The sequence below is a fragment of the Leucobacter weissii genome (assembly GCF_017565745.1).
GTDB classification, from domain to species: Bacteria; Actinomycetota; Actinomycetes; order Actinomycetales; family Microbacteriaceae; genus Leucobacter; species Leucobacter weissii.
The window spans coordinates 20994-46184 of record NZ_JAGDYM010000009.1; the positions used below are offsets into that span (position 1 = coordinate 20994).

General features: G+C 67.3%; 20 protein-coding genes, 4 tRNA genes and 1 pseudogene. 19 read left to right on the plus strand and 6 right to left on the minus strand.

Features of this window, described 5'->3' with window-relative positions; all coding sequences use genetic code 11:
- The first annotated feature begins 12 nt into the window (after positions 1–12).
- From J4H92_RS07705 to J4H92_RS07720, 4 genes are read left to right on the plus strand one after another with little or no spacing between them, the layout of a single operon-like run.
- A complete protein-coding gene (locus tag J4H92_RS07705; protein WP_208097606.1) occupies positions 13–1416 on the plus strand; it encodes a TrbL/VirB6 family protein in 1404 nt (467 codons plus the stop codon).
- A 3-nt stretch (positions 1417–1419) separates the two neighbouring features.
- Positions 1420–2889, plus strand: a complete 1470-nt coding sequence (locus J4H92_RS07710; RefSeq protein ID WP_208097607.1) for an SCO6880 family protein — start codon at positions 1420–1422, stop codon at positions 2887–2889.
- 15 nt (positions 2890–2904) lie between these two features.
- Positions 2905–3678: a hypothetical protein gene (locus J4H92_RS07715; protein WP_208097608.1), complete on the plus strand. Its 774-nt coding sequence runs from the start codon at positions 2905–2907 to the stop codon at positions 3676–3678.
- A complete protein-coding gene (locus J4H92_RS07720) occupies positions 3675–5183 on the plus strand; it encodes an ATP-binding protein (RefSeq protein ID WP_208097609.1) in 1509 nt (502 codons plus the stop codon). Before J4H92_RS07715 ends, J4H92_RS07720 begins: the two co-directional genes overlap by 4 nt.
- Before the next feature lie 64 nt (positions 5184–5247).
- Here J4H92_RS07720 and J4H92_RS07725 read toward each other — a convergent pair whose 3' ends face one another.
- The 3 genes from J4H92_RS07725 to chrA are packed head-to-tail and all read right to left on the minus strand — an operon-like array spanning position 5248 to position 8536.
- Complete coding sequence (locus J4H92_RS07725; RefSeq protein ID WP_208097610.1) at positions 5248–6636, minus strand: FAD-dependent oxidoreductase; 1389 nt, start codon at positions 6634–6636, stop codon at positions 5248–5250.
- Positions 6633–7316 carry an aquaporin gene (locus J4H92_RS07730; RefSeq protein WP_243752140.1) on the minus strand — a complete coding sequence of 228 codons (684 nt, stop codon included), beginning with the start codon at positions 7314–7316 and terminating at the stop codon, positions 6633–6635. Before J4H92_RS07730 ends, J4H92_RS07725 begins: the two co-directional genes overlap by 4 nt.
- A complete protein-coding gene (gene chrA / locus J4H92_RS07735; RefSeq protein ID WP_208097612.1) occupies positions 7313–8536 on the minus strand; it encodes a chromate efflux transporter in 1224 nt (407 codons plus the stop codon). Before chrA ends, J4H92_RS07730 begins: the two co-directional genes overlap by 4 nt.
- Positions 8537–8547: 11 nt before the next feature.
- Between chrA and J4H92_RS07740 the strand changes: the two genes are divergently transcribed.
- The 9 genes from J4H92_RS07740 (at position 8548) to J4H92_RS07780 (ending at position 20762) form a co-directional block, all read left to right on the plus strand.
- Positions 8548–9255 (plus strand): arsenate reductase/protein-tyrosine-phosphatase family protein, encoded by a 708-nt coding sequence (locus J4H92_RS07740; RefSeq protein ID WP_341783037.1) that lies wholly within the window; start codon positions 8548–8550, stop codon positions 9253–9255.
- Positions 9256–9419: 164 nt separating this feature from the next.
- A complete protein-coding gene (nhaA, locus tag J4H92_RS07745; protein ID WP_208097613.1) occupies positions 9420–10778 on the plus strand; it encodes a Na+/H+ antiporter NhaA in 1359 nt (452 codons plus the stop codon).
- Positions 10779–10918: 140 nt separating this feature from the next.
- Positions 10919–11932: a DNA-processing protein DprA gene (dprA, locus tag J4H92_RS07750; protein ID WP_208097614.1), complete on the plus strand. Its 1014-nt coding sequence runs from the start codon at positions 10919–10921 to the stop codon at positions 11930–11932.
- A gap of 162 nt (positions 11933–12094) precedes the next feature.
- Positions 12095–15019 (plus strand): hypothetical protein, encoded by a 2925-nt coding sequence (locus J4H92_RS07755; protein ID WP_208097615.1) that lies wholly within the window; start codon positions 12095–12097, stop codon positions 15017–15019.
- A gap of 172 nt (positions 15020–15191) precedes the next feature.
- On the plus strand, positions 15192–15776 hold the full coding sequence (locus tag J4H92_RS07760; protein ID WP_341783038.1) for a hypothetical protein: 585 nt from the start codon (positions 15192–15194) through the stop codon (positions 15774–15776).
- Entirely contained in the window at positions 15773–17590 is a 1818-nt protein-coding gene (locus tag J4H92_RS07765) for a type IV secretory system conjugative DNA transfer family protein (RefSeq protein WP_208097616.1), read from the plus strand. The genes J4H92_RS07760 and J4H92_RS07765 overlap by 4 nt, the downstream gene beginning before the upstream one ends.
- Positions 17591–17637: 47 nt before the next feature.
- A complete protein-coding gene (locus J4H92_RS07770) occupies positions 17638–18102 on the plus strand; it encodes a single-stranded DNA-binding protein (RefSeq protein WP_208097617.1) in 465 nt (154 codons plus the stop codon).
- Positions 18103–18111: 9 nt separating this feature from the next.
- Positions 18112–18714, plus strand: coding sequence for a hypothetical protein (locus J4H92_RS07775; RefSeq protein ID WP_208097618.1), 603 nt, complete (start codon positions 18112–18114; stop codon positions 18712–18714).
- A 347-nt stretch (positions 18715–19061) separates the two neighbouring features.
- Positions 19062–20762: a recombinase family protein gene (locus J4H92_RS07780; RefSeq protein ID WP_208097793.1), complete on the plus strand. Its 1701-nt coding sequence runs from the start codon at positions 19062–19064 to the stop codon at positions 20760–20762.
- Here J4H92_RS07780 and J4H92_RS07785 read toward each other — a convergent pair.
- Together J4H92_RS07785 and J4H92_RS07790 are read right to left on the minus strand one after the other, a co-directional pair.
- Positions 20722–20794, minus strand: a tRNA-Val gene (locus J4H92_RS07785). The two genes, J4H92_RS07780 and J4H92_RS07785, sit on opposite strands and share 41 nt — an antisense overlap.
- Before the next feature lie 67 nt (positions 20795–20861).
- Positions 20862–21878: a hypothetical protein gene (locus J4H92_RS07790; RefSeq protein WP_208097619.1), complete on the minus strand. Its 1017-nt coding sequence runs from the start codon at positions 21876–21878 to the stop codon at positions 20862–20864.
- A 172-nt stretch (positions 21879–22050) separates the two neighbouring features.
- Here J4H92_RS07790 and J4H92_RS07795 point away from each other — a divergent pair.
- From J4H92_RS07795 to J4H92_RS07820, 6 genes and pseudogenes are all read left to right on the plus strand, one after another.
- Positions 22051–22126 (plus strand) — tRNA-Gly (locus tag J4H92_RS07795).
- Positions 22127–22167: 41 nt separating this feature from the next.
- A tRNA-Cys gene (locus tag J4H92_RS07800) sits at positions 22168–22238 on the plus strand.
- A gap of 28 nt (positions 22239–22266) precedes the next feature.
- Positions 22267–22338, plus strand: a tRNA-Val gene (locus tag J4H92_RS07805).
- A 146-nt stretch (positions 22339–22484) separates the two neighbouring features.
- The gene (locus J4H92_RS07810; RefSeq protein ID WP_208097620.1) at positions 22485–24002 is read left to right on the plus strand and encodes an Ig-like domain-containing protein; all 1518 of its coding nucleotides are present in this window, start codon (positions 22485–22487) and stop codon (positions 24000–24002) included.
- Between the two features lie 46 nt (positions 24003–24048).
- A pseudogene (locus tag J4H92_RS07815) lies at positions 24049–24183 on the plus strand (winged helix-turn-helix domain-containing protein); the annotation flags it as partial.
- A gap of 37 nt (positions 24184–24220) precedes the next feature.
- Complete coding sequence (locus J4H92_RS07820) at positions 24221–24601, plus strand: hypothetical protein (protein WP_208097621.1); 381 nt, start codon at positions 24221–24223, stop codon at positions 24599–24601.
- A 119-nt stretch (positions 24602–24720) separates the two neighbouring features.
- On the opposite strand, the gene J4H92_RS07825 is transcribed toward J4H92_RS07820, so the two are convergent.
- On the minus strand, positions 24721–25185 hold the full coding sequence (locus tag J4H92_RS07825; protein WP_208097622.1) for an Lrp/AsnC family transcriptional regulator: 465 nt from the start codon (positions 25183–25185) through the stop codon (positions 24721–24723).
- Positions 25186–25191 lie beyond the last annotated feature (6 nt).

Here is a 25191-nt window from a genome sequence, read left to right on the forward strand (position 1 = left end):
AAGGAGGACGCGATGAGTGTGTGTGATGTGCCGGTGATCTCAGCCGTGTGCGACACCGTCGGACAAGGAGCGGCGACGCTGATCGCGGCACCGTTCGACTGGCTCGCCCAAGCCATGGGCGGCGCAGCAGCCTGGTTGTTCGAGGCGGTGTGGGCGGTGTTCGACACCACCACCCTCGTCGACGTGTCAGACCCCGGCTATGTCGGGGTGTACAACATCTTGTTCGGGGTGGCGGTGTTCGTGGTGTTGACCTTCTTCTGCCTGCAACTGATCACCGGCCTCATCCACCGCGACCCCACCGCCCTCACCCGCGCCGCCCTGGGAGCGGCGAAAAGCATCCTCGGGTCGTTCGTCGCGATCGGCCTCACCGGCCTCCTCTTGGAGATCACTGACCAGCTCGCGGTCGGGATCGTGCAGGCCACGGGGAACACGATGGAATCCATCGGCGACCGCATCACCCTCCTCGCCGCAGGGTTCGCAGGCATCAACATCGCAGCCCCCGGTGTAGGGGCGATCGTGACGATCTTCCTCGCCGGGCTCGCCATTTCGGCTGCGGCGATTGTGTGGTTCTCGCTCCTGATCCGCAAAGCGCTGCTGCTGGTCGCGATCGTGTTCGCACCGATCGCGCTGGCGGGGTTTTCGTGGGATGCGACCAAGGGGTGGTTCGGGAAGTGGGCGACGTTCGTGATCGCCCTGATCCTCTCCAAACTCGTCCTCGTGGTGATCTTCCTCGTCGCCATCACCCAAGTCTCGGCCCCCATCGAACTCGATCTTGCGTCGATCAGTGACCCCATCGCCGGGGTCGTGCTGATGTTTATCGCCGCGTTCGCCCCGTACATGACGTACAAGTTCGTCACGTTCATCGGGTTCGACATGTATCACTCGATGAGCGCCGAACAAGAAGCCAAATCCGCCCTCAACCGTCCCGTCCCCGTCCCATCCGCACCGAAGACCGACGGGGCGAAGAAGGTGCTCGACGGAGCCGGCGACACCCCCGCAGGCGGCGGCAAGGGCGGTGGTGCCGCACCGGCAGGCGGCGCACCGCAAGCATCGACCGCTGCGCCTGCCGCAGGTAGCGGCGCGGCTGCGGGTGGGAACGCCGGAGCGTCTGCTGGCGGCGCAAGTGGTGGAGCCGGTGCTGCTGGTGCCGGGGCTGGTGCGGGGGCTGCGGCGGCGGGGCCTGCTGCTGCGGTCGTGGTGGGTGCGCAGGTGGCGAAGGCCGCCGCGACCGCGGGGCCGAAACTCGGCGGCGCTGTCGGTGGCGCGGCAGAAGGCCACGCGGCGGGTGCGGGTGAGACGGTGCAACCCGCGCCGCAGCCCAGCCCGTCACCGGCTGTACCTACGAGGCCGGCGCCCTCGGTGCCCCCGGCGAAATCGCCGCCACCGGCTCCGAAGCCGTCCGTCGGGAAGGAGTAGTCGATGTCGTCTCAGCAGTCCACGAGTGGTGTGGAGTTTGGGTTGCGGGCGGTGCAGTTCTCCCGACTCACCCGCCGCGGCATCCTCCTCGGACTTTCCCTGCCGCAACTGATCGTCCTCGCCACCGGTGTCCTCTCCATCGTCGGCGCTCTCTACGCCGGCGGCGGCATCCTCCTAGCCTGGACCGCACCCGTCTGGCTGCTCTGCGCAGCGCTCGCGTGGACCCCGGTCGGCGGTAGGAAGTTGATCGAGTGGGTGCCCGTCACCTTCCGATGGGTCGCCCGCACCCAAAAACGGCAGACCGTGTACCGGCGTCGGGTGGTCAAGCCTCGCCCCGCCGGGACGCTGGCGTTGCCGGGTGATGCGGCGGCGTTGCGGGAGTGGGAGGACCCGGAGACGGGGGCGGCGATGATCCACGACCCGCACCAGCAGACGCTCACCGCGATCGTCGGCGTCTCACACCCCGCGTTCGCGCTCCTCGACCCGGGCGAGCAGGAACGCCGCGTCGCCGCCTGGGGACGGGTGCTTGCCACCACCTGCCGGTCCGGGCGGATCGCGCGCCTCCAAGTGTGCGAACGCACCCTCCCCGACGGCGGCTCCGGCCTCGTGGAGTGGTGGCACCGCCACGGCCACGACGACGGCTCCTGGACCTCGACCGTGTATCGGGAACTCATCGACCGTGCCGGGCCCGCCGGGGAACGCCACGCCACCACCATCAGCCTCGCCCTCGACCTCCGCGCCGCAGCTCGTCAGGTTCGCACAAATGGCGGCGGCATCAAAGGCGCAGCCGCCGTCCTCCGCCAAGAAATGACGACCCTAGTGACCGCTTTGCGGGCGGCAGAGCTCACCGTCACTGGGTGGCTCACCCCCGCCCATGTCGCGGTGATCCTCCGTTCCGCCTACGACCCCGCGACCGCCGCGATCCTGGAACGGCACGCCGACATCGGCCGGACGCTTGCCACCGCCGGCCCGGTCGCGGTGACGGAGTCGTGGGATCGGCTGCGGTCGGATTCTGCGTTCCATGCGGTGTTGTGGGTCAGTGAGTGGCCGAGGTCGCAGGTGCATCCGGGGTTCCTCGCCCCGGTGCTGCTGTCGTCTGGGATTCAGCGGGCGTTCTCGCTGGTGTGTACGCCGATCCGTTCGGATCAGGCGGCACGGGACATCAGGAAGAAGAAGACCGAGCTGATCTCTGACGCGGCGCAACGGCAGAAGATGGGGCAGATCGAAGACGCCTCACAAACCGCCGAATACGGTGACGTACTCCAACAGGAAGCCGACCTCACCGCCGGCCACGGCGTCCTCCGCTACACCGGCCTCATCAGCGTCAGCGCCCCGACACCGGAAGAACTCGACACTGCGGTCGCGGCGATCGAGCAGGCCGCCATCCAAGCGTCCTGCGAGACCCGCCGTCTCGTCGGACAGCAAGCCCAAGCTTTCACCGTCGCAGCCCTGCCGTTGTGCCGCACCGTCTGATGTCAGGAGTGAGTGATGCCGACCTTCCAGAACCCCACCGCTGATGCTGCGGAAGCGTCCGAAGCGCTCCGCGGTCTCGCGCACGCGACCCGCGTGTTCGAGGACCCCGCCGACACCTACGCGGTGCTCGGTGATCTCCTCGCCGGGGTCAGGTCTCTCCGGCAGGTGCTCGACCAGCTCGCCACCGTCCATGTCTCGAACCAGGTGCGTGCATACGACGACGCCGGGAACCAGGGTGCTGGCGCAAGTCACGCTCTCACCGCCGCGGCCGATCTGCGGCACGCGACGGCGCTGCTTGATGGGGTGCATGACCAGGTGGATGCGGCCATGGGTGTCTCTGGCCGCATCGCGTGGCGACCCGCACCCTCAGAACCCACCCCTGCCCGGTGGGTGGGGATCGTGTTCCTACAGGGGCAGGACGCCGACGAGGTGCTGGCGATCATCGACCGCGACGGCACGGATGCCGCGATCGAGCACCTGACCGGGTTCGACATGGGCGAGGAGACCACGCAAGCGGCGCTGGTCAACGGATACGTCTACGACGAACCTCCGACCGGCCCCCTCGACCGAGTGATCGAGCAGGGCGGCTATGTGCTGACGTACAACCACGACCACGGACACGTCTCCCTGCTCCGCACACACCCCGAAACGCGGGACCTCGACACACCGCCGGCGAAGGCAAAGACGGCGGCGCCGTCGAGAGCTCGCCGCACCGTGCCCACCGCCGAAGAGGAGGACTACTTCGCAGTATCGCAGGTGTCGTCGCCGTCTCGGGGGCGAGCGCTGTGAGTGACCGGCAGAAGCTGCACACGGCGGCGCTGGTCGAACCCGCCGGGGAACGCCGAAAGCACCGGAAGGCGCGCAAGCACGCCGCCGCGAACATCGAAGCGGCCGCCCGCAAGACCGAGCAAGCACAGGAACGAGCGCGGGTCGCGGCGGAGCGTGCCGAGCGGCGCAACACCACCTACCTGCCCGCCGCGGGCGAGCCCGGAGTTGCGGCGCTCAGGACGCCGGGCCGGTTCCGTCTGCCTCGGCATCAGGACACGTCCGCGACGCTCGCGGGCGCATACCCGTTCCTCGCCGAAGGCGGCCTCGGCGCCGACGGCGTATTCATCGGGCAAGACCTCTACTCCGGCGGATCATTCGTCTACGACCCCTGGACCCTCTACGCCCGCGGCATCATCACCGCCCCCAACATCGTCCTCGCCGGCATCGTCGGCTCCGGCAAATCCTCCCTCGCAAAATCCCTCTACACCCGATCGATCCCGTTCGGACGCCGCGTCTACGTCCCCGGCGACCCCAAAGGCGAACACACCGCCGTCGCCGAAGCCGTCGGCGGGCGAGCAATCGTCCTCGGCCACGGACTCCGCAACCGCCTCAACCCGCTCGATGAAGGCCACCGCCCCTCCGGGACCAGCGACGCGGAATGGGCAGCGCAGGTCGCCTCCCGCCGCCGTGAACTCATCGGTGCGTTGGCGGAAACGGTGCTGGATCGGGTGCTGTCACCGTTGGAGCACACCGCGATCGACCTCGCCCTCCGAGACACCGTCCGCTCGTCCGAGGTGCCGATCCTGCCGATGGTCGTCGACCGCATCCTCAACCCCGAACCTGCCACCGATACCGATGGGAGGCTCGCGGAAGACGGCCGGCTCGTCGGGCATGCCCTCCGACGCCTCGTCGCAGGTGACCTCGCCGGACTGTTCGATGGGCCGTCGACGGTGCGGTTCGACCCGTCCCTGCCGATGGTCAGTCTCGATCTATCGCGGGTCGCGGAGAACTCGACACTGATCTCGGTGCTGATGACTTGCTCGTCGGCGTGGATGGAGTCGGCGCTGATGGACCCGAACGGCGGGCACCGGTGGGTGATCTACGACGAAGCCTGGCGGCTCATGGCCTACCCAGCACTGCTGCGGCGGATGGATGCGCAATGGCGACTCGCACGGCATTACGGGATCGCGAACATGCTGATCTTCCACAAACTCACCGACCTCGACAACGTCGGCGACTCCGGCTCCGCCATGCGCGCCCTCGCGAACTCGCTGCTGGCGAATGCGGAAACGAGGATCATCTACCGGCAAGAACCCGACCAACTCGGAGCCACCGCCGCCGCCCTCGGCCTCACCGGCACCGAACAGAAACTCCTCCCAGGACTCGGCACAGGACAAGGACTCTGGCGGATCAAAGAACGCTCCTTCGTCGTCCAGCACCAACTCCACCCGGCCGAACTTGCGACGTTCGACACCACGGCACGGATGAGAGGCGAACCCCGTAAGTTCACGATTCGTGAAACCTGATATGGCGGGAACTCACGGGTCGAGGGATCGTTTCAGCGTACCTAGACTCGTGAGTTCGCGCTGGTCAGGCTGGGGTTGCGGCGAGGCGGTGTTGCGCGTCCCATGCCTGGGTCGCGACCTGCACGGCGTCCCACGGGGAGCCGAGCGGTGGGGTGTAGGAGAGGTCGAGGTCGGAGATCTGATCGACGGCGAGCCCGGCGTGGAGGGCGGTGGCGTAGGTGTCGACGCGTTTTGCGACCTCGGTGCCACGGCGGCCGACGAGCTGCGCGCCGAGCAGCCGCCCATCCGTCGTATCGCCGGTGATGCGGAACTGGATCGGGTGGGCGCCCGGGTAGTACCGCTTGTGGTCATCCGCGGCCGCGGCGACCGTCGACGGCGCGTAGCCCGCGGCTTCGGCTTCGTGCTGGCGCAGCCCGGTGCGGGCGGCGACCAGGTCGAAGACCTTGACAACCTGCGTGCCGACCGAACCGGCGAAGGCACGGTCGCCCCCGATGGCATTCTCCCCGGCGACGCGGCCCTGCTTGTGCGAGGTGGTGCCGAGCGGCAGGTAGGTGAGGCCGAGGAGGCGGTGGTGGGTGACGATACCGTCGCCGGCGGCCCAGACGTGCGGGAGGCCAGTGCGCATCCGCTCGTCCACGACGACCGCGCCACCCGCACCGAGCGATGCGCCGGCCCGTTCGAGGAGTTCAGTGTTGGGCCGGACGCCGACGACGACGAGCACGAGGTCCGCCGTCTGCTGGAACGACTCACCTTGGCGGGTCCCGGTGACGGCGAGACCGGCCGGGGTCTTCTCAATCCCGACGGCGGTCGTGTTCGTGATGACCTCGACGCTGTGCGCGTCGAGTTCCTGGTGGACGAGGGCGCCGAGTTCGGGGTCGAGGGTGGAGAGCACTTCGGGGCCGCGCTGGAGCTGGGTGACCTGCATGCCGCGTGCGGTGAAGGCTTCGGCCATCTCCAGGCCGACGTAGCCGGCGCCGACGATGATCGCAGAGGCGGGCTGCCGGGTGGTGAGGTCGTGGTCGAGGGCGAAGGTGTCGCCCATCGAATGGATGACATGCACCCCGTCCGCCGGGCCGAGCCGGTCGAGGCCGGTGATGCCGGCATGGGACGGGAGGGCGCCGGCGCCGACGATCAGCTCGTCGTAGGCGATCTGCTCGCTCAACCCATTGGGGTTCCGTACTTCGAGGCGACGACCTGCGACGTCGATGCCGGTCGCGAAGGTGTTGAGCCGCAGGGTCATGCCGGTGGCTTCGAGATCCGCGCTTGTGCGGTGCGCGAGGGACTGCCACGGCTGGACTTCGCCGGTGAAGTAGTACGGGATGCCGCAGATGGAGAAGTTCGGGTACTCGTCCGCGACCACGACGGTCACGTCGGCGGTGGGGTCGAGTTCGCGGGCGCGCAAGGCTGCGGAGATGCCGGCGTCGGAGCCGCCGATGATGGCGAGGTGAGTCATGGGTGTGCTTTTCGGGGAAGCGGGAACAGGATTTGGACGAGCCCGACACCGACCGCGGCGCCGACGAGTTGCGCGGCCAGGAACGGCCAGGCGGAGCCGGGGGCGATACCAGCGAAGGTGTCGGTGAAGATCCGGCCGACGGTCACGGCTGGATTGGCGAATGAGGTCGAGGATGTGAACCAGTACGCGGCCCCGATGTACGCACCCACAGCAGGACCCGCCAGCACCGCGCGGCCGGTACGGGCGAGGGCGAAGATCAGCAAGACCAACCCTGCGGTCGCCACGACCTCCCCGAGCAGGTGCCCCACCGTGGCGCGCTGCGTCGTGGAGAGCACAGTCGGGGTGTCGAACATAGTGTTCGCGAGGACCGCGCCTCCGACGCCGCCGGCGACCTGCGCGACGACATACACGGCGATCGTCCCGGCCGGCAGGGCTGCACCGAGGGTGCGGTCGGCGAGGGTGACGCACGGGTTGAGATGGGCGCCGGAGATGGGCTGGAAGATCAGGATGAGTACCGCGAGGCCGAGCGCGGTGGCGATCGAGTTCTCCATCAGTTCCAGCCCCACGTCGTTTGGTGAGAGACGCTGGGCGGCGATGCCCGAGCCGACCACGACAGTCACAAGGAGCCCGGTGCCGAGGAACTCGGCGGCGGCACGTCGCCACGGGGGTGCGGGGTTCATAGGGCGATCCATCCGATGAGAGCGGCGGTGATGACGACGGCCCAGGCCGGGGTCTTCCACATCGTCAGCGCGACGAACGCCGCCGCGGCCAGGGCGAGGGTTCCGACTCCCGTGATGCCCTGGGTGAACACGGGCGTGTAGAGGGCGGCGGCGAGGATGCCGACGACTCCGGCGTTCACCCCTGCCAGGGCACGCTGCGCGTGGCGGGCGTGGCGCAGTCGCTCCCAGAATGGCAACGCTCCGATAATTAGCAGCGCCGAGGGAAGGAAGATCGCGACCAGCGCGATCGCGGCCCCAGCGATCCCGGTCGGACCGGTCGTGGTGACGGCGCCAAGATAGGCGGCGAAGGTGAACAGCGGCCCCGGGACGGCCTGCGCGGCCCCGTACCCGGCGAGGAACACGTCGTGTCCGACGAGCCCGGTCTGCACAGTCTCCGCCTCCAGCAGCGGGAGGACGACGTGACCGCCGCCGAACACGAGAGACCCAGCCCGGTAGAACACGTCCGCCAGCCCGATCGCTCCGTTCCCGGTCACCGCAGCCAGGATGGGAAGCGCCGTCAGCAGCACCGCGAACACGATCAGGCTCCCGATCGACACCGCCCGCGGCACCCTGGCCGGAAACGCATCCGTCTCCTGTGCCGGTGCGATCGGCGGGCGAAGCCACGCCCATCCGGCGATCCCCGCCACGACGATCGCGGCGACCTGTGCGAGCACCCCTGGGACTAGCAGCACCACGATGAGCGCGCCGACCGCGATCGTCGCTCGCCGTGCGTCCGGGGTGAGGGTCTTCGCCATCCCGAGGACCGCGTGGGCGACCACCGCGACCGCAGCCGCGTTCAGCCCGACCAGCCACCCTGATCCGATCGCGTCGCCGAGAGACGCTGCACCGTAGGCGAAACCGACCAGGAGGACCGCCGACGGCAGCGTGAACCCTGCCCACGCCGCGAGCAGTCCGAGCATCCCTGCCCGTTGCAGACCGATCGCCATGCCCACCTGACTCGACGCCGGGCCGGGCAGAAACTGACACAGCGCGACCAGGTCGGCATACGCCCGATCCGTCAACCACCGGCGCCGCTCCACGAACGCTTCCCGGAAATATCCCAGATGCGCCACCGGCCCACCGAACGACGTCACCCCGAGCCGCAGGAACAGCCAGAACACCTCAACCGCCCCACCCGGACGATGGGCGGCGGCAGAGGCGGGAGTTGGTTGCGGGTGCATCACGAATAGTCTTGACGACACTCATTGCCTCAGTCAACCTTGAGGCAATGAACATTGAGCGAACTTCCCTGGAGAAGAGAGCAGCGACGCACGCGGCCCTCGCAGACCCGGCGAGGCTGCAGATCATCGACCTCCTCACCCTCGCTGACCGCTCCCCGGGCGAGCTGCAAGTCGCGCTGGGGCTGACATCGAACCTGGTCGCCCATCACCTCGGTGTGCTCGACCGGACGGAGCTGATCGTCCGGTCCCGCTCAGAAGGCGACCGGCGGCGCAGCTACATCCGACTCCGACCCTCGGCGCTGGACGGGCTCCTGCCCACACCCGTGCTCGCAGCCCGGCGGGTGGTGTTCGTTTGCACCGGGAACTCGGCTCGCTCTCCACTGGCTGCAGCCCTCTGGGCGCAAGCCAGCCCGATCCCAGCGACTTCGGCAGGCACACACCCCGCCGCGGCGACATCATCGAAAGCGATCGCGGCCGCGGAGAGGCATGATCTCCCGTTCGGTCCGCACACGCCTCGCGACCTGGGCGGGGTCATCGGCGAGGGCGACCTCGTCGTCACAGTCTGCGACCGTGCTCACGAGGAACTCGTCTACGCGGACGCATTGCACTGGTCGGTGCCGAACCCCGGTCGCGTCGGTACGGACGCCGCCTATGACGCCACGTTCGATGAGATCGCCCGGCGCATCGCCCGTCTGAGCCCGCAACTCTCGGCTGTGTGAGCGCACGGCGGGTCTGCGGGAGCTGTCGGACGATGCCTGCGGCCCAAGAGTTGGAAGTTGATTCACCCCTTCAGAACGAGCAGGGGGCAGCGCCGGTAGGATAAGTGGCGGCGTGTCGGGAAGCCTGGTCGACGGTTCTGTTGTCGACCGTTCCCGGAGGTTCCATGTCCACGCCCACTCCTCGGCCTGTTCGTTCGCGTCGCCGTTCGGTGTTCCCCGCTCGCGGGAGCTATCGGGAGGCGGTGCGCATCGGCGAGGTGCTCCGCAAGGAGACCGTCGGCGGGATGCTGCTGGTCGCACTCGCCGCGGTCGCCATCGTATGGGCGAACTCGCCCTGGGCGGAGAGCTACTTCGCGGTACGGGACTTCCGCATCGGATACGCGCCCTGGCATCTGGAACTGAGCCTGGGAGGGTGGGCGACGGACGGGCTGCTGGCGATCTTCTTCTTCCTGGTCGGGCTCGAACTCAAACGCGAGTTCGTCGCCGGTGACCTCCGCCAGATACGCACCGCCGTGGTGCCGATCGCCGCAGCAGTTGGTGGGGTCGCGATCCCGGCGTGCGTCTACCTCGCCGTCATTGGTAGCGATCCCGGGCTCCGTGACGGGTGGGCGATCCCGACCGCTACCGACATCGCTTTCGCGGTCGCGGTGCTCGCGCTGATCGGCTCGCACCTGCCCAGCCCGTTGCGGGTCTTCCTGCTCACTCTCGCGGTCGTGGACGACCTGATCGCGATCGGTATCATCGCCCTGTTCTACACCGACACCATCGACCTGCTGCCGCTGCTGCTCGCAGTGGTCATGATCATCATCTACGGACTGATCGCGCAACTCTCCCGCCGGCTCTTCAGTCTGCACCCGTCCGCTGCGTGGCTGATCCTGCTCCCCGTCGGGGTCGGAGCATGGACGTTCATGCATGCCTCCGGCGTCCACGCCACCATCGCCGGAGTGCTCCTGGGATTCACGATCCCCGTCCTCCACCACAAGTCCGACCGCGCCGATAATGCGGGTCCCGGTCTTGCGGAACAGTTCGAGCACCGGTTCCGGCCCCTGTCAGCCGGGTTGGCGGTGCCGGTGTTCGCGTTCTTATCCGCAGGGGTCGCCATCGGCGGCCTCGACGGATTCGCCTCCGCGCTCACCGATCCGCTCACGATCGCGATCATCGCCGCGCTCGTGCTCGGCAAACCCGTAGGCATCCTCACCACGACCTGGCTGCTGAGCAAGACAGCCCGCCTCCGCCTCGATCCGGCGCTGCGTTGGGTCGACCTGGCCGGCGTGGGCCTGCTCGCCGGCATCGGGTTCACCGTGTCACTCCTGGTCGCCGAGCTCTCCTTCACCCCCGGCAGCCCAGAGCACGACCACGCCAAAGTCGCGATCCTCACCGCTTCCATCATCGCCGCCGCCCTGGCAGCCATCGTCCTGACCGTCAGAAACCGCGGCTACCGAAACATCAGCGAACAAGACACTGTCGACGCCAATGGCAACGGCATCCCCGACGTATACCAACAGGATGACGCCGACCGCTAACTGTCCTTGGACTACCGTGACGGCTTGATCGGTGATCTCAGATCGCTCAGGTCACGCGCCTTCATAGGAACTCGGCTCCGAGGTGAAGAAGCGCACCGCTTCGTACCTTCTCTGCATCCAGCTACGAAGGAGCAGAATCGATGGACCCGATCAACGAACTGGCCACAGATGAGCGCACCGCGAGGATCATCCTCGCCATCGCCTCCGAGCCAGGAGACGCCGTCACGGGCCGGATGATCCGCACCGTCGGCGCATCCGAGACCGTCGCGCGAGCGATCGGCGCGGAGGTTCCGGTGGGGCCGAATGGTGACACCTGGCGGCGGCGTCTCGCACCCCGTATCGACGCCGCACACACCGGGCGGGTGATCGCGGATGCTGAGCGTCATGGGATGCGTGTGCTGATCCCTGGCGATGCGCACTGGCCGTCCGGGATCGACGCGCTCGGCGATCGTGCACCGTTCGTGCTCTGGGCGAGAGGCGACACCGAGCTGCTGACGGAACCCGTCTGGGACCGACTCACCGTCACTGGTGCGCGAGCGTCCACCGGGTACGGGGAGCACGTCACGGCAGAGCTGGTGCAGTCCGCGGTGGACGAGGCGCATCGGGTGTTCTCCGGTGGCGCGTACGGCATCGACGGTGCCGCGCACCGTGCCGCACTCGCAGCGGGCGGGCCGACGGTCGCGGTGCTGGCTGGTGGGCTTGACCGGCTTTACCCGGCCGGGCACACCGACCTCCTCACCCGAATCAGCAAGCAGGGGCTCTTGTTGTCGGAGGTGCCGCCGGGGGCGGTGCCGACGAAGTGGCGGTTCCTGCAACGCGGCCGCCTCCTCGCCGCCCTCTCCGGCACCGTGATCATCGCGGAGGCCGGCTACCGTTCGGGTACCCTGCATACCGCCGCCCGCGCGGTCGAACTCGGCCGCCCCGTCGGCGCAATACCTGGGCCGGTGACGAGTGCGGCGTCGGCGGGGTGTCACCGCCTCCTACACGATGGCCTTGCCACGGTGATCACCGGGTACGACGACATCCGCGAACTGCTGCACACGGTTCGTGACGGGGCGCAGCGTCGGGTGCGTGAGCGGGCGGGACTCGAGAACGATCCCCTCGACACCGACCCGCCCGGTGCCCGGCGAGAGGGGCCGAGTCGGGGGTTGTGAGGGCAGTGGTGCACCTGCTGTGAAGGCGACCGGATGCCCGGGTCGCTGTTCGCAAACGTCAGGAGGCCTCTCGTGTCAGGATCACTCACCCCATCCCCGGTCACCGGGTCACCGCCACCGGCCCGGCTCAGGCGGTGGCTGTCTGCGCTCATCGCGCTGCTCGTGATCGCCGGTTCCTTCGCGCTGGGCACGCAGCCCGCGCACGCCGGTAGCGAAGGCGTCGGCTACTGGTCCGGTGGTGCGTTCCTGGGCGCGTACAACACCGACGTGGATGGTCGGCAGGCGTACTGCGCGGACCTCGACGCCGCCGCCCCCTACGGCAGCACGTCGGGTCCGGAGCGGATCACGTCGCTGGATTCCCTGTCGCGGCAGCAGCTCGCGGAACTGAACTACGTCCTGGACCGGTGGGGACAGTCGGGTGATCCGAACATCACCGCCGCCGTCGCCCTGCATGTGTGGTCGGTCACGAGCGCTGGCACCTACAACTCGCACGGCATGTCCGGTGACGACTACTACGTCGCCCGCGCGCCTGCGTCGGAGCGGGGCACGATCCTCGCGAACCTCGCCACGATACGACAGGAAGCCGCCATCTATGCGGTCACCGACCCGTCGTTGTCGTTGAGCCTGGACATGGCGGATCAGTACGCCGGCACGCTCACCGTCGCCACCCACCCCGCAGGCCTCACAGGCACCGCGACGCTGTCGGACGCCGTGTTTGCCGATGGGTCGTCGTCTCGGACGATCGGTGCGGGCGCGCATCCGATCACGGGCACCCCCGCCGACGGTGTCCCGTCATACCAGATCGGTGCGTCGATGAGCATCGACGCTGCCGGGTACGGGGCCGCCCTTGACCTCTATGTCACGCCGGGCGGTGGGAAGCAGCGCCTGATCGCCGCCGTCTCAGGTTCCTCGACGGGGCTGTCGGCGTCGGCGGAGTCTCCGGTGATCGAGCTGGATTTCCAGCCGGAGATCACCACCCAGGTTGCCTCCCGTTTCGTCGCTGAGGGTGACGCGTTTGTGGACGGGCTCACAGTGTCGGTATCGAAGCGCACCTGGATTCACCTGGACGGTGCACCGGTCGAGGTGACCGCGACCGGCACCCTGTACGGGCCATTCGATGAGCATCCGGCAGAAGCCGACACCCCGCCCGCAGGCGCACCTATCGCGGGCTCGGAGACCGTGACGCTCACCGGTGCCGGCTCGTACACCTCGTCCGGCAGCATCATCGCGCCGGAGTCGGGGTTCTACACCTGGGTGTGGGCGATCGATAAGGACGCCCACGGAGATCACGCGAAGTACCTCACCGATTCCTTCACCGACCGCTTCGGGCAGGTGACGGAGACCAGCGTGGTGCCGTTCCAGCCGGTCGCGGTGTCGGAGGCGGATCAGCGTCTCGCCGTCCCCGGCGATGCTCTGACGGACACGATCACGGTGTCCAGCTCGAATGGTGCCTGGTTGAAGAAGGATGGAGCACCGATTCCGGTCGTCTTCGAGGGCACCGCCTACCAAGTCCCCGGCACCCTCCCTCCCACGCAGAACGCGGAGATCGATGCGGCGGCGGTGCCGCTCGGCACAGTCACCGTCACGGCTGACGGTCCTGGCGTGTATACGTCGCCGTCGGTGGTGGCGCCGTCGGGTGGGTTCGTGACCTGGGTGTGGGAAGTGAAGAAGTCGTCGCAGCCGGAGTGGGTGCGCGACTATCTCGCCAGCGACTGGCAGGACGGCTACGGCATCGCGGTGGAGACGACCTCGGTCCGGTGGCCGATCACCATGACTTCGCTGATGCGGGAGTACAACGTGCACCCCGGCGGGCGCGCATTCGATGTCGTGACCGTGTCGGGGTTCCCGGCGAACCACGGTGATTTCGCTGGTGACGGGTACTGGGGTGCGGATGTCGATGAGCTCCGCCACACCGTCTACGGCCCTTTCGCCACCGATACCATGCTGACCGACGATCTCGACCTCACCACCGCACCCGTGCTGGCGGAGCTGACGACGCCGGCACGGAATGGGGTCTACAAGCTCGGGTACACAGATGAGGACCAGATCGTGCCGACGGAGCCCGGCTTCTACGTCCTCGTGACGAGGTTCGCGGGTGATGATCGGGTGCAGCCGTATCAGTCGTCGCCGGCGGATGTGCTGGAACGCTTCTACGTCCCACCCACCGGCACCGAGGTTCCGGTGTCGGTGATCACGCAGGCAACCCCGGAAGCCTTCGTCGGTGAGCCGTTCTCGGACACGGCACTCGTGCAGGGCACGAAGATTCCCGTCGGCGCCTATCTCGTGTTCCGCGCGTACGGGCCGCACCCGGCCGACGCCGGAGCCGTGTGCGAGGTGCCGTTCTACGAGAGCGACGAGATCCCGGTCACCCAGGCCGGCATCTACGGCTCGGGCACCACCTCCGTCGATGCGGCGGGGAACGTGTACTGGATCGAAACGCTCTACGACAGCGATGGCGAGATCGTCGCTGCGGGTGAGTGCGGGGCACCGGGTGAGACAACGGTCGTCAAGGAGCAGCCAGAAGAGCTGATCGTGAAGACGAACGCGGTCCCGACCGTCACGTTGGGTGATCCGGCGCATGATGTTGCGACCGTCACCGGTACCGTTCCCGACGGCGCACGCCTCATGTTCGAGGCGTACCGGCAGGATGGCGACACCGCCACTTGCACCCCGGAAGAACTCGTCTTCACCTCCACGGTGATCGAGTTGGATGGGCCGGGTGAGTATCGCTCCGACGAGGTGATCTTCGACCGGACGGGCGTCTATTACTGGGTGGAGACCGTCACCAACGCCGACGGCACGATCCTGCACCGCGGCATCTGCGGCGCACCGGACGAAACCACCACCGTCGCCGAGTCACCGGATGAGCCCGGCAAGCCGGGTACGCCGGGTGAGCTCGCGCACACGGGCGGTGGTGACTGGTGGCCGCTCGGCCTCGCCGGTGGGCTGATCGCTGCGGCGACGGGTGGGGTGCTGTTGTTCGGTCGTCGCCTCGCAATCGCCCGCGAACGCAACGGCCAGGTCCGTGAAGAGGACATGGGGTTCGAGGAGTTCAAGGCCCAGTTCGAGGGAGCAAAGGAGGACTAACGAAGCTGCTGATCTGCTGGCACCCCCAACACGGCGGGTCAGCACGGGAGGGCACGAACCACCCCCAGGTTCGTGCCCTCCCACCTTTCCGCGCCAAGGCGTCTCGCGGCGCTTGGGGCGGTGCGGGTGCACCTGCATGGCGACACCCCTGCACCGCTTGGAAGGACCCTCTGTGACGCCGAAGCCGCGCTACCGCCGAACCCACCCCGACCACCAGCCCCCACGCATGGCAAAGTCTCCGAAGTCTGAATCGAGCGGGCCGGTGGTCGTGCCGGTCGTGGAGTTCACCATCGACGGTGACGGGTCGATGACAGTCACGGTGGATGGGGTGCCGTATCTGCCGGAGCCGTTCGCGCCCGGCTGGCGGCGCGAGTCGTTCCCGACGATCCTCGACACCCTCACCGCCCGATACCGGACGCCGCTGCGAGTGCAAGTACGGGAGGCAGACGGGTCAACGTTCACCGACATCATCACCCCACCCCGCGAACGACCAGGCCCGAAGCCCTGGGAAACACCGCCGGCGTCCGCGGCGCCGCCACGGCCTGCGGCACCCCCGGTGCTGCATCAGGTGGCGGGGTCAGGATTTGTGCCCGGAGAGGATGTCGCCGTTGCGATCATCCACGCCCACAGCGACGCCGGCGGTGACGGTGTTGCTCGTGCCCTGCTCACGGCGGAGCAGGCGGCGGCTGCGGTGACGGGTGAAGTGATCCTCCTCGGCTGCGTCTCGGGCACTCTCACCATTGGCAGAATCCAATGAGTAGCCCCAGGCAGGGCGGGGCGCTCGGGGATGAGCTGGCGAACCTTGGCATCATCGCCCTCATCGCCGCAGCCGCCCTGGCAGTCTTGCTCCGTATCGCCGGCAGCATCACTGCCTGGGTCACCGGCATCGCGCAGCCGTCGGGTGGGATCGAGGCCGGTCTTGGGGTGCTCCTACATCCGGGTGATCCGGGTGCCGCGCTCGGCGCCGACGGGCTCAACGCTGTCGTCTACTGGATCGTCGCCGGCGCCCTAATCATCGCGGTCGGGGCGGCGGGGTGGTGGGTCTGGCGGACGTTCCGGGAACAGGCACGGCGCACGAAAGTCGACCCGTACCGGATCGCGGGGATCGCCACCCGCACCGACGTGACCACGGCCGCATCAGAAAAGTCACTGCTGCGTCGCGCCGGGCAGCTCCGCCCCTCGATCCACCGCCCGGCGATCGGAGACGTGGGCTATCTCCTGGGTGCGTCGCGGGGTGTGAATGTGTGGGCGAGTGTGGAGGACTCGATCCTGCTGATCGGGCCACCACGCTCGGGCAAGGGACTGCATGTGGTGATCAACGCGATCCTCGACGCCCCCGGCGCGGTCGTCACCACCTCCACCCGCCCCGACAACCTCACCGCCACCCTCACCGCCCGAAGCACCTACGGTCGCCCGGTGGCGGTGTTCGACCCGCAGCACCTCGCAGAAGGCGTCCCGGCAGGACTCCGATGGTCGCCGATCCGGGGGTGCGAGGACCCGTTGACCGCGATGATCCGCGCCACCGGCCTCGCCGCCGGCACCGGACTCTCCGCCGGTGGTGTCGAAGGCGGCGACTTCTGGGAAGGGAAAACCCGCACCGCACTCCAAGCCCTCCTCCACGCAGCCGCGTTGGATCACCGCACCCCTGCCGAACTCTTCCGGTGGACGCTCGACCCGGCAGCAGCATCGGATGCGGTCGCGATCCTCACCGCGAACCCGAACGCAACCACCGGGTGGGCGGACTCGTTACAGGCCATGATCGACGCCGACCCGAGAACCCGCGACTCCATCTGGCAAGGCGTCTCGCTGTCATTGGCCGCGCTCGCTGACCCGCGGGTGCTCGACGCGGTCAGCCCCGGCCCGGATGAGCGGTTCGATCCCGAAGAGTTCCTCCGCAAGCGCGGCACCGTCTACCTCCTCGCAACAGGTGCGGGGGCGAACAACAGCGCCGCGCTAGTATCGGCGTTCGTAGAAGACCTCGTCGAAGCCGCCCGACGCCTCGCCGCCAGATCACCCGCCGCACGGCTCGACCCACCCCTCCTGCTCGCTTTGGACGAGATCGGGAATCTCGCCCCGCTCCCGTCCCTTCCGACGTTGATGGCAGAAGGCGGAGGCACGGGAATCGCGACGATGCCGGTGTTGCAGTCCCTCGCCCAGGCACGGGAGAAATGGTCGGACAACGCGGCTGGCGCGATCTGGGACGCCAGCATTGTGAAGATCATCCTCGGCGGAGCCTCCAACTCCCGCGACCTCCAAGACCTCACGACACTGATTGGGGAGCGTGACGAGATCACCGACTCCACCACGGTCGGCGACCACGGGTCCCGCACCGCGCAACGCTCCATCCGACGGGTGCCGATCATGCCACCCGACGTGATCCGCACCCTCCCATTCGGCACCGGCCTCATCCTCCTCCGCGCCGCACCACCGATCATCGCGAGACTGCGCGCATGGACCCACCGCAAGGACGCAGGCGAGCTGCAGTCGCAGCGCCGCGGTGTCGAAGAGCTGCTGCAAGCAGGAACAGCGGCGTCGACGGGTGCGCAGGGGGTCGCGGGCGCACCTGAGTGACAGAGCACCCCAGTCCTGGGGATGCCGTCACCGATCAGGAGTGTCCTATGGCCATCCATACGCAAGAGTCCCTGTCCGGGTTCATCGCTTCCGAACCCCACCTGTCGTTCACCGAGAAGGGCGACGCGCGCCTGTTCGTGAAGATCGGGCAGGAGCACTACCGTCGGGAAGACGATGGCTCGTTCACGCAGACCGAGACCACGTTCCATGACCTCGTCGCGTTCCGGAAAACCGCCGAACGCGCGCACCAGCGGTTCGCGAAGGGCGACAAGTTCATCGCCGAAGGGTACGTGCACCAGTACGACCGCAGCGACGACAACGGGCAGCCGGTCAAGGCGGAGGAGTTCGTTGCGAAGAAGATCGGCCACGACCTCGCCCGCACCCGCTACACCGTCGACCGGCCCCGCCGCACCCCAGCAGCCGATTCCCTGGATGCGGGACTCGAGGGCGCCGCGCTCTCACCCGACACCGAACGCCGTGCATCCGCGGGCGCTGCTGTAGTCGGGAGGTGATCGCGCATCATGGCCGATGAATTGCCCAAGCAGAGCAATGCTGATCCCGGTGAGATGGCGGAGGACGAGTTCGATGAGAGCTACGACCCCGAAACCCCCGGCACCGAGAACGAGGAGTCGGCGGGGCCTCCGGGGCCGGTGAACTGGAACCTCCTCACCGCCGACGCCGCGGAAGAGGAATGGCTCGCGCTCAACGAATGGGTGCACTGGCTCCGCCACACCTACGGCCTGCCCGTCGCCGTGGTTCCGCCGTTCTGGCACCGCCACCCCGAACTCGTCTGGGAACTCTCCGCCCTCCACATCCACTGGCTGTGCGCGATCCACCCCGAAGCCAAAGGCTCCGCGATGCTCGTCTGGCACCGCGACTTCGCCGAAGCCCGCGAACGCCTCCGCGACTGGACCTCAGCCTGCGGCACCCGCCTGAACACCGACCGCCCCACCCGCCAGATCATCTGGCCCGGCGAGAAACCCGTCGAACCGGTCGAGGACGTGCTGATCCCGAACCGCGAGGAAGACTTCGTGGAATACATGCACGCCGACGTTCAAGCACGCCGGCGTGCTGAGGATCAGTTCATCGCCGGGCTTGTTCTGAGCACAGGAGAAGTTCCGTGAACCGGCCGCGGCGCAGGCGCGGTGAGGATCGGCGCTTCACGGTAGAGGCGGTGCCGCGCAGCCAACCTGATCTGCACAAGCTCGCGCAAGTGTTCCTCGGCATGGCGGTTGGCAGGGTGAAGGCCGAGGAGTCATCCGCGCCGGATGCTTATGATCCTGGGCGTTCTGAGCCTGGCAACGTAGAATAGAACCCGACGCCACAGCCTCTCCGGCTGGGTGCGCAGTCCCTTTGCCCTTGTGGCTTACCCCGGTTTTTCCGGCGGACGTGTTTCCCGTTTACGAGTCGCACCGCGTGACGCTTCGTCGTCGCGTTGGCTCCCACCCATCGGTGAGAGGAAACACGACTCATGACTCTGGCACCCCCAGCGCCACCCACCAGTCTCGACCGTCTCGGCGAGACCACGACTCTTGCTGTCTCCTACCTGCGTGTGTCCACGAAGGAGCAGGCAGAGCGCGGCGGCCGCGACGAGGGCTTCTCGATCCCCGCGCAACGCGACGCGAACCTCCGCAAGGCCCGCGACTTGAACGCGATCGTCGTGGAGGAGTTCATCGACGCGGGCGAGTCCGCGCGGAAGGCCGACCGGCCTGAACTGATGCGGATGATCGAGTACGTCAAGACCCACCAGGTCGCGTACTGCATCGTCCACAAAGTCGACCGGCTCGCCCGCAATCGCGCCGACGACGTGGCGATCCACCTCGCCCTCAAAGACGCCGGCGTGATGCTCGTGTCCGCGACGGAGAACATTGACGAGACCCCATCGGGGATGCTGCTGCACGGCATCATGTCCACGATCGCGGAGTTCTACTCCCGCAACCTCGCCAACGAGGTTGCGAAGGGCATGACCCAGAAGGCCGCAACCGGCGGCACCGTCGGGCGGGCGCCCATCGGATACCTCAACGTCCACCAGCGTGACGAGCTCGGCCGTGACATTCCCACCGTGATCCCCGACCCGGACCGTGCCGCGCTGGTGCGGTGGGCGTTCGAGGCATACGCCACAGGGAACTACTCGACCTCGATGCTGCACAGCGAACTGATCGACCGCGGCCTCACCAGCGTGCCGACCCCGAAACGTCCCGCGAAAGCACCAGGGCTGTCCACGATCCAGCAGATGCTCTCCAACCCGTACTACAAGGGCGATGTCATCTTCCGTGGCGCCCGCTACGACGGACTCCACGAGCCGCTGGTGAGCGCGGAACTCTGGTACCGGGTGCAGAACGTCCTCACCGCGCACCAGGTATCCGGGGAGAAGACCCAGACCCATGAGCACTATCTGAAAGGCTCCGTGTACTGCGGTGACTGCGGCTCCCGGCTCATGGTCACGCACGCGAAGAACGGCAAGGGCATCGTCTACCCGTACTTCATCTGCGCCGGCCGGCACTCCAAGCGCACGAACTGCACGCGCCAGGCGATGCCGATCGATCACGTCGAACGACAGGTGGAGGACTACTACCGGCGTGTGCAGATTCCCGAGCACATCGTCACCGCGCTGCGGCAGATGCTCGTTCGCCAGTTCGATGACCTCCACACTGCGAACAAAGCCGAACGACACACTCTCGCCGTCGAGCGTGACCAGCTCCGGGACGAACGCCGCAGCCTGCTCCACGCCCACCACGCGGGTGCCGTCCCACTGGACCTCCTCAAAGAGGAACAGGACCGCATCGGTCGCAGACTCGCGTTCCTCGATGCGCAGATCGACGCGGGCCAGATCGAGTACGACCAGGCCAAGGCGCACCTGGAAGACTGCCTCGCGCTGGCCGGTGACATGCACGCGATCTACATGAGCATTGACGACTCACTCCGACGCATCTGCAACCAAGCGTTCTTCGAGCGCATCCACGTCTACGAGGTCGAGAACGTCGACCATGTGGAGGCGGAGCCTGGTGAACCGTTCGACTGGCTGCTTGACCCGAACCTCCACGCCGCAGCACTGGCCTACGAGGCCAGGCTACGTGCGGGGGAGGATGTCAAACCTACGGACGTCGCAAGTTTGAACATCGACTATTGGGTGGGCGATACCAGACTCGAACTGATGACCTCTTCCGTGTGAAGGAAGCGCGCTACCAACTGCGCCAATCGCCCGGGGCGTCGCACCGCGACACCGACCTCAACGATCATACACGGCCGCGGACGTCCTCCGTACCGCCCATCATCCGCTCGGGCCGACCGGCGGCGCGAGCTGACTGTCGAGCTTCTCGTTCAGTTCCTGGTTGACCGCATCGAGGTCCTGCAGTTCCTCCCGCATCTCCTCGTACTTCTCGATTCTCCGCTGGATGCGTTCGTACTCGTTTCCGAGCTCTTCCGAGCGCCGTTCGAGCCGCTCTCTCAGCTCCCAGAACTCCACCTCGTTACCGGAGAACTCGAAGGCCGCATTACGTCGGTTGAAATCGTCGACCTGATCGTTGAACCGTTCGACGGCCTCCTCATAGGCAGCGCTGCGCTCCTCCACGTCCTCGCGCAACTCCTCCATCTCCGTCTGCAGTTCCTCGGCGCGCGTCTGGATCTCATCGAAGATCTCGTGATAGTCGTCGAAGAAGTCGACGATGGCGTCCCGGTCGTTGAACCACCTCGCGTAATGCTGCTCCAACCAGTCCGGGAGCTCTCGCACCTCCGTTCCGAGCACCGAATGCAGCTCGTTGGCGAAGCCGTCGCCGGAGAGAGCGCTGTAGACCGACATCCGCTCGGCCAATGCCGGCGACTCGCCCGACAACTCCGCGTACAGCTCGTTGAGCCGGGCCGCGAGGTCGTCGCGCTCTCCGCGTTCGAGCCTCGCAAAGGTCGCGTGAAGCAGTTCGTGCGCGGCGGTCACCTCGACGATGCCGTCGATGCGCTCATCGGTGACCTCGAAGAGATGGATGCTGTCGCGCGTGTAGCAGCCCAGAATATGACCGCCCTCGGAGTGGTCCACATCCGCGCACTGCTCGTTGAAGCGCTGACTCGCCTCCAGGGTCGGACGGGTGGCGAGGAAGACCCGGCGTCCCTCGTCGGTGAGATCGAGACGATCCGCGAGATCGAGGACTTCCTGCGGCGCATCGAAGCTCTGAGCCGCGAAGTGATCGGAGATGTGCTGGCGATTGAGATAGGCCAGTCCGGCACCGGCGAGGAGGGCGACCACGAGCAGCGCGGAAAAGACGCTCCAGAACGTCTTCCGCACTCCCCGACTCATGTCTACCAGTATCGGGCATGTGCCGGCCCGGCGCTGACACCTCACCCGAGAGGAGGGCGACGACCGCGCGGAAATCGCCTCGGAGCGTCACCGGCACCCCGAGACGCACCGACTGATTTGCGGTGCCTCCCAGGACTCCCCTATAGTCTTTCAAGTACGCGGAAACGTGTGTGCGGATGTAGCGCAGTTGGTAGCGCATCACCTTGCCAAGGTGAGGGTCGCGAGTTCGAGTCTCGTCATCCGCTCCAGTAGTCTGGGTCACCAGGCTGCTCGTGGTGTCAACCACTGCGGTGGCGTGGCCGAGAGGCGAGGCAGCGGCCTGCAAAGCCGTATACACGGGTTCGAATCCCGTCGCCACCTCGGCACACAACTGAATATGCCTGAACAGGCGCGATTGGCGCAGCGGTAGCGCGCTTCCCTGACACGGAAGAGGTCACTGGTTCGATCCCAGTATCGCGCACAGACGATTGAGCCGATCGGAAAGCACGCTCGCTTGCCCGACCGGGGCGACTGGAGTCCGTCGGATCATGTGCGGCTTCAGGAGCGCTCGCATGCGTCCGTCCTGGGCATGCAGTTCCTCTCCCGCATTGGACTAGGCTCGATGCTATGCGTCTTCGATTCGCCAGCATTGCTGCTGTCTTCACTCTCCTGACCGGCACCTTGCTCGCCGCGTCCCCCGCTCACGCCGATGAAGTCACCTTCAGCTATACCGTCACGGACACGGATCCGATGACCCACGCATGGCCGATGTCGACCCTATGTTCAACCCCCAGCGACTGGGGCAATTCAGCACGGCATGCCGTCACCGAGCTGGCGACGGTGACCGTCAGCGGAACCTACCAGTTCACCGATCTCAGGGACGAAGGCGATGGTCGCATCGTGCTCTTGTCCGGCCCCTACGATCCCGCAGACGTGAGCAACTGCATTCGCGAGATCGATGATAATCGCTCCGTGTACCTGAACGCCGGAACGACGTACACCCTCCTCCAAACAGGATTTGGCGGCGAAACGGGCAGCTTCTCGTATCGGGTGACCGGCCCCGGAGCGTTCCTGAAGGGCGTCGTCGCTTCAACGGTCACGGTATCCGCTCCCACGAACCCGGCCACGGTGGGCGTCCCCGGGGAGTTGCAGGCGTCGGTCACGACGCCGACCGCAGGCATAGACCTGTCGGGCACGGTGGAGTTCTTCGCGGACGGCACCAGCATCGGCACCACCACGGTCGACACCTCCGGTGCGGCGACGCTCACCGGAGTGTCACTGCCGGTGAACGACCACCAGATCACAGCCGAGTATTCGGGGAACACCAACATCGCGCCTGCGACCTCGGACCCGATCCTCTACACCGTCGAAAAGGCGTCCACGACCACGTCCCTGACCGTATCGCCGAACCCCGTCACGGTCGGCCAGGAGACCGTGCTCACCGCGACCGTGAGCGGGTACGCGGCCGAGGGCGCGGTCGAGTTCTTCAACGGCGCCACCCCGCTCGGCGAAAGCACGACGACGAACGGGGTCGCGTCCCTCCCTGTGTCCGCCCTCCCACCCGGGGACCACACCATCACCGCGGTCTACGCAGGAGATTCCAGCAACACCGCCTCGACGTCCGATCCGATCACCGTCACCGTCGCCAAACACACCACCACGACCGTATTGACGGTCGCGCCGGATGTCATGAGCGTCGAGGATGCGACGACCCTGACCGCGACGGTGACCGGCGGCACCCCGACCGGCGACATCGACTTCCTCGCGGACGGCACCAGCCTCGAATCCGTGCCGCTGGTGAACGGGGCCGCAACGCTCCGCGTCTCAGGGCTCCCGGCAGGGGATCATGCTCTGACCGCGGGCTATTCGGGGAATGCCGATCATGCCGAGTCCGTCTCGGACGCGGTCGTCCTGACCGTTGAACCCGCAGAAATCGACCCGGAACCCAAACCGAAGCCGGTCCCCACACCGAAGCCGGACCCCGAGCCTGCTCCCGAGCCGATCGAGGACGACACCGAGGATACGAATCCCGAACAGCTCGCGACCTCCGGCGCTCCCTGGACCGCCTGGACGCTCGGCAGCGGCGCGCTCGCACTCATCACGGCGGGAGTCATACTCCTCGCACGTCGACGCGCCACGACATAGGCACCCGACCCGAATAGCCCGGGACCATCCTCACTACGATCTGGGGCACCGAACAGACACCGGATACCTCCGCCTGTACGTCTCCCAGCTTCGGAGAAAGCTCGAAGACGACCCTTCGCGCCCCGTGCATCTGCTCACCGAGCCGGGCATGGGCTACCGGCTCGAAGGGATGACCGTATGAGTGAGATCCTCGTCCCGCAGGACGTCGTGGCCCAACCATGAACCCGATCGACCTCATCGGCATCATCGGCGAGATGCTCTCCTGGATCACCGCGATCATCGGCGTCCCATTCCTCGTCGTATCGCTCTTCCTACGCGCCCGGAATCGCCGCAGGCAGACGGTCGGCATCACCATCCGCGACGGCGTCGTTCTGTGGAGGATCGACGGGCGCACCTATTCCCGTCGGCTCGACCCCCGAGACGGCCGCGGCGGTCTCGAGAACTCCGCGGATGTGGGATACGTCCTCCCCCGCACGCCGCAGAAACTGCAGTTCCAGCAGCGATCGGAGGCGGAACTGGTGTCCACGACGGTGGCGTGCATGATGCTCGGCATCGCGCTGGTGAGCTTCCTGGTCTCCCTCGTGCCGCTCTTCTGGTAGGTCGCTGCACACGTCCCACCGGGTTCTCCGTCGCAGATCCGCAGGACGGTCCTCTCGGCCGAGCTCGTCATCCGCTCCCTCCGATGGAGAGCTCACGGCCGGCTCCTGGTACCGGCGTCTCACTCCTCGGGCGGCAGCAATGGCCTCGGGGAGAGCACCGATGAGTAGACGATGCTGGTGGTCGTGCTGCCGAACTGGCCGATCTTGCGGTTGATGCGTTCGAGATGGGTCATGTTCGCCGCCACCACTTTGATGATGAAGCAGTCGTCCCCGGTCACGTGATGCGCCTCGAGCACCTCCGGGAGGCCCGCGAGCAGCCTGTTGAGCGGCTCGTAGACGCTGCTCGAGAAACGGAGGCGGACGAACGCGAGGATCGAGAATCCGAGACGCTCGGCGTCGATCCTGGCCGCGTAGCCGGTGATCACGCCCGCATCCTCGAGACGTCTCACCCGTTCCGCCGTCGCGCTGTGGCTCATGTTCACGGCGCGGGCGAGATCGGCGATGCTCTGACGGCCGTTCTCCTGGAGCGCGGAGAGGATGGCGCCATCCACCCGATCCAGGTGCAACGTGGAATTTTCGGTCATGTGCCG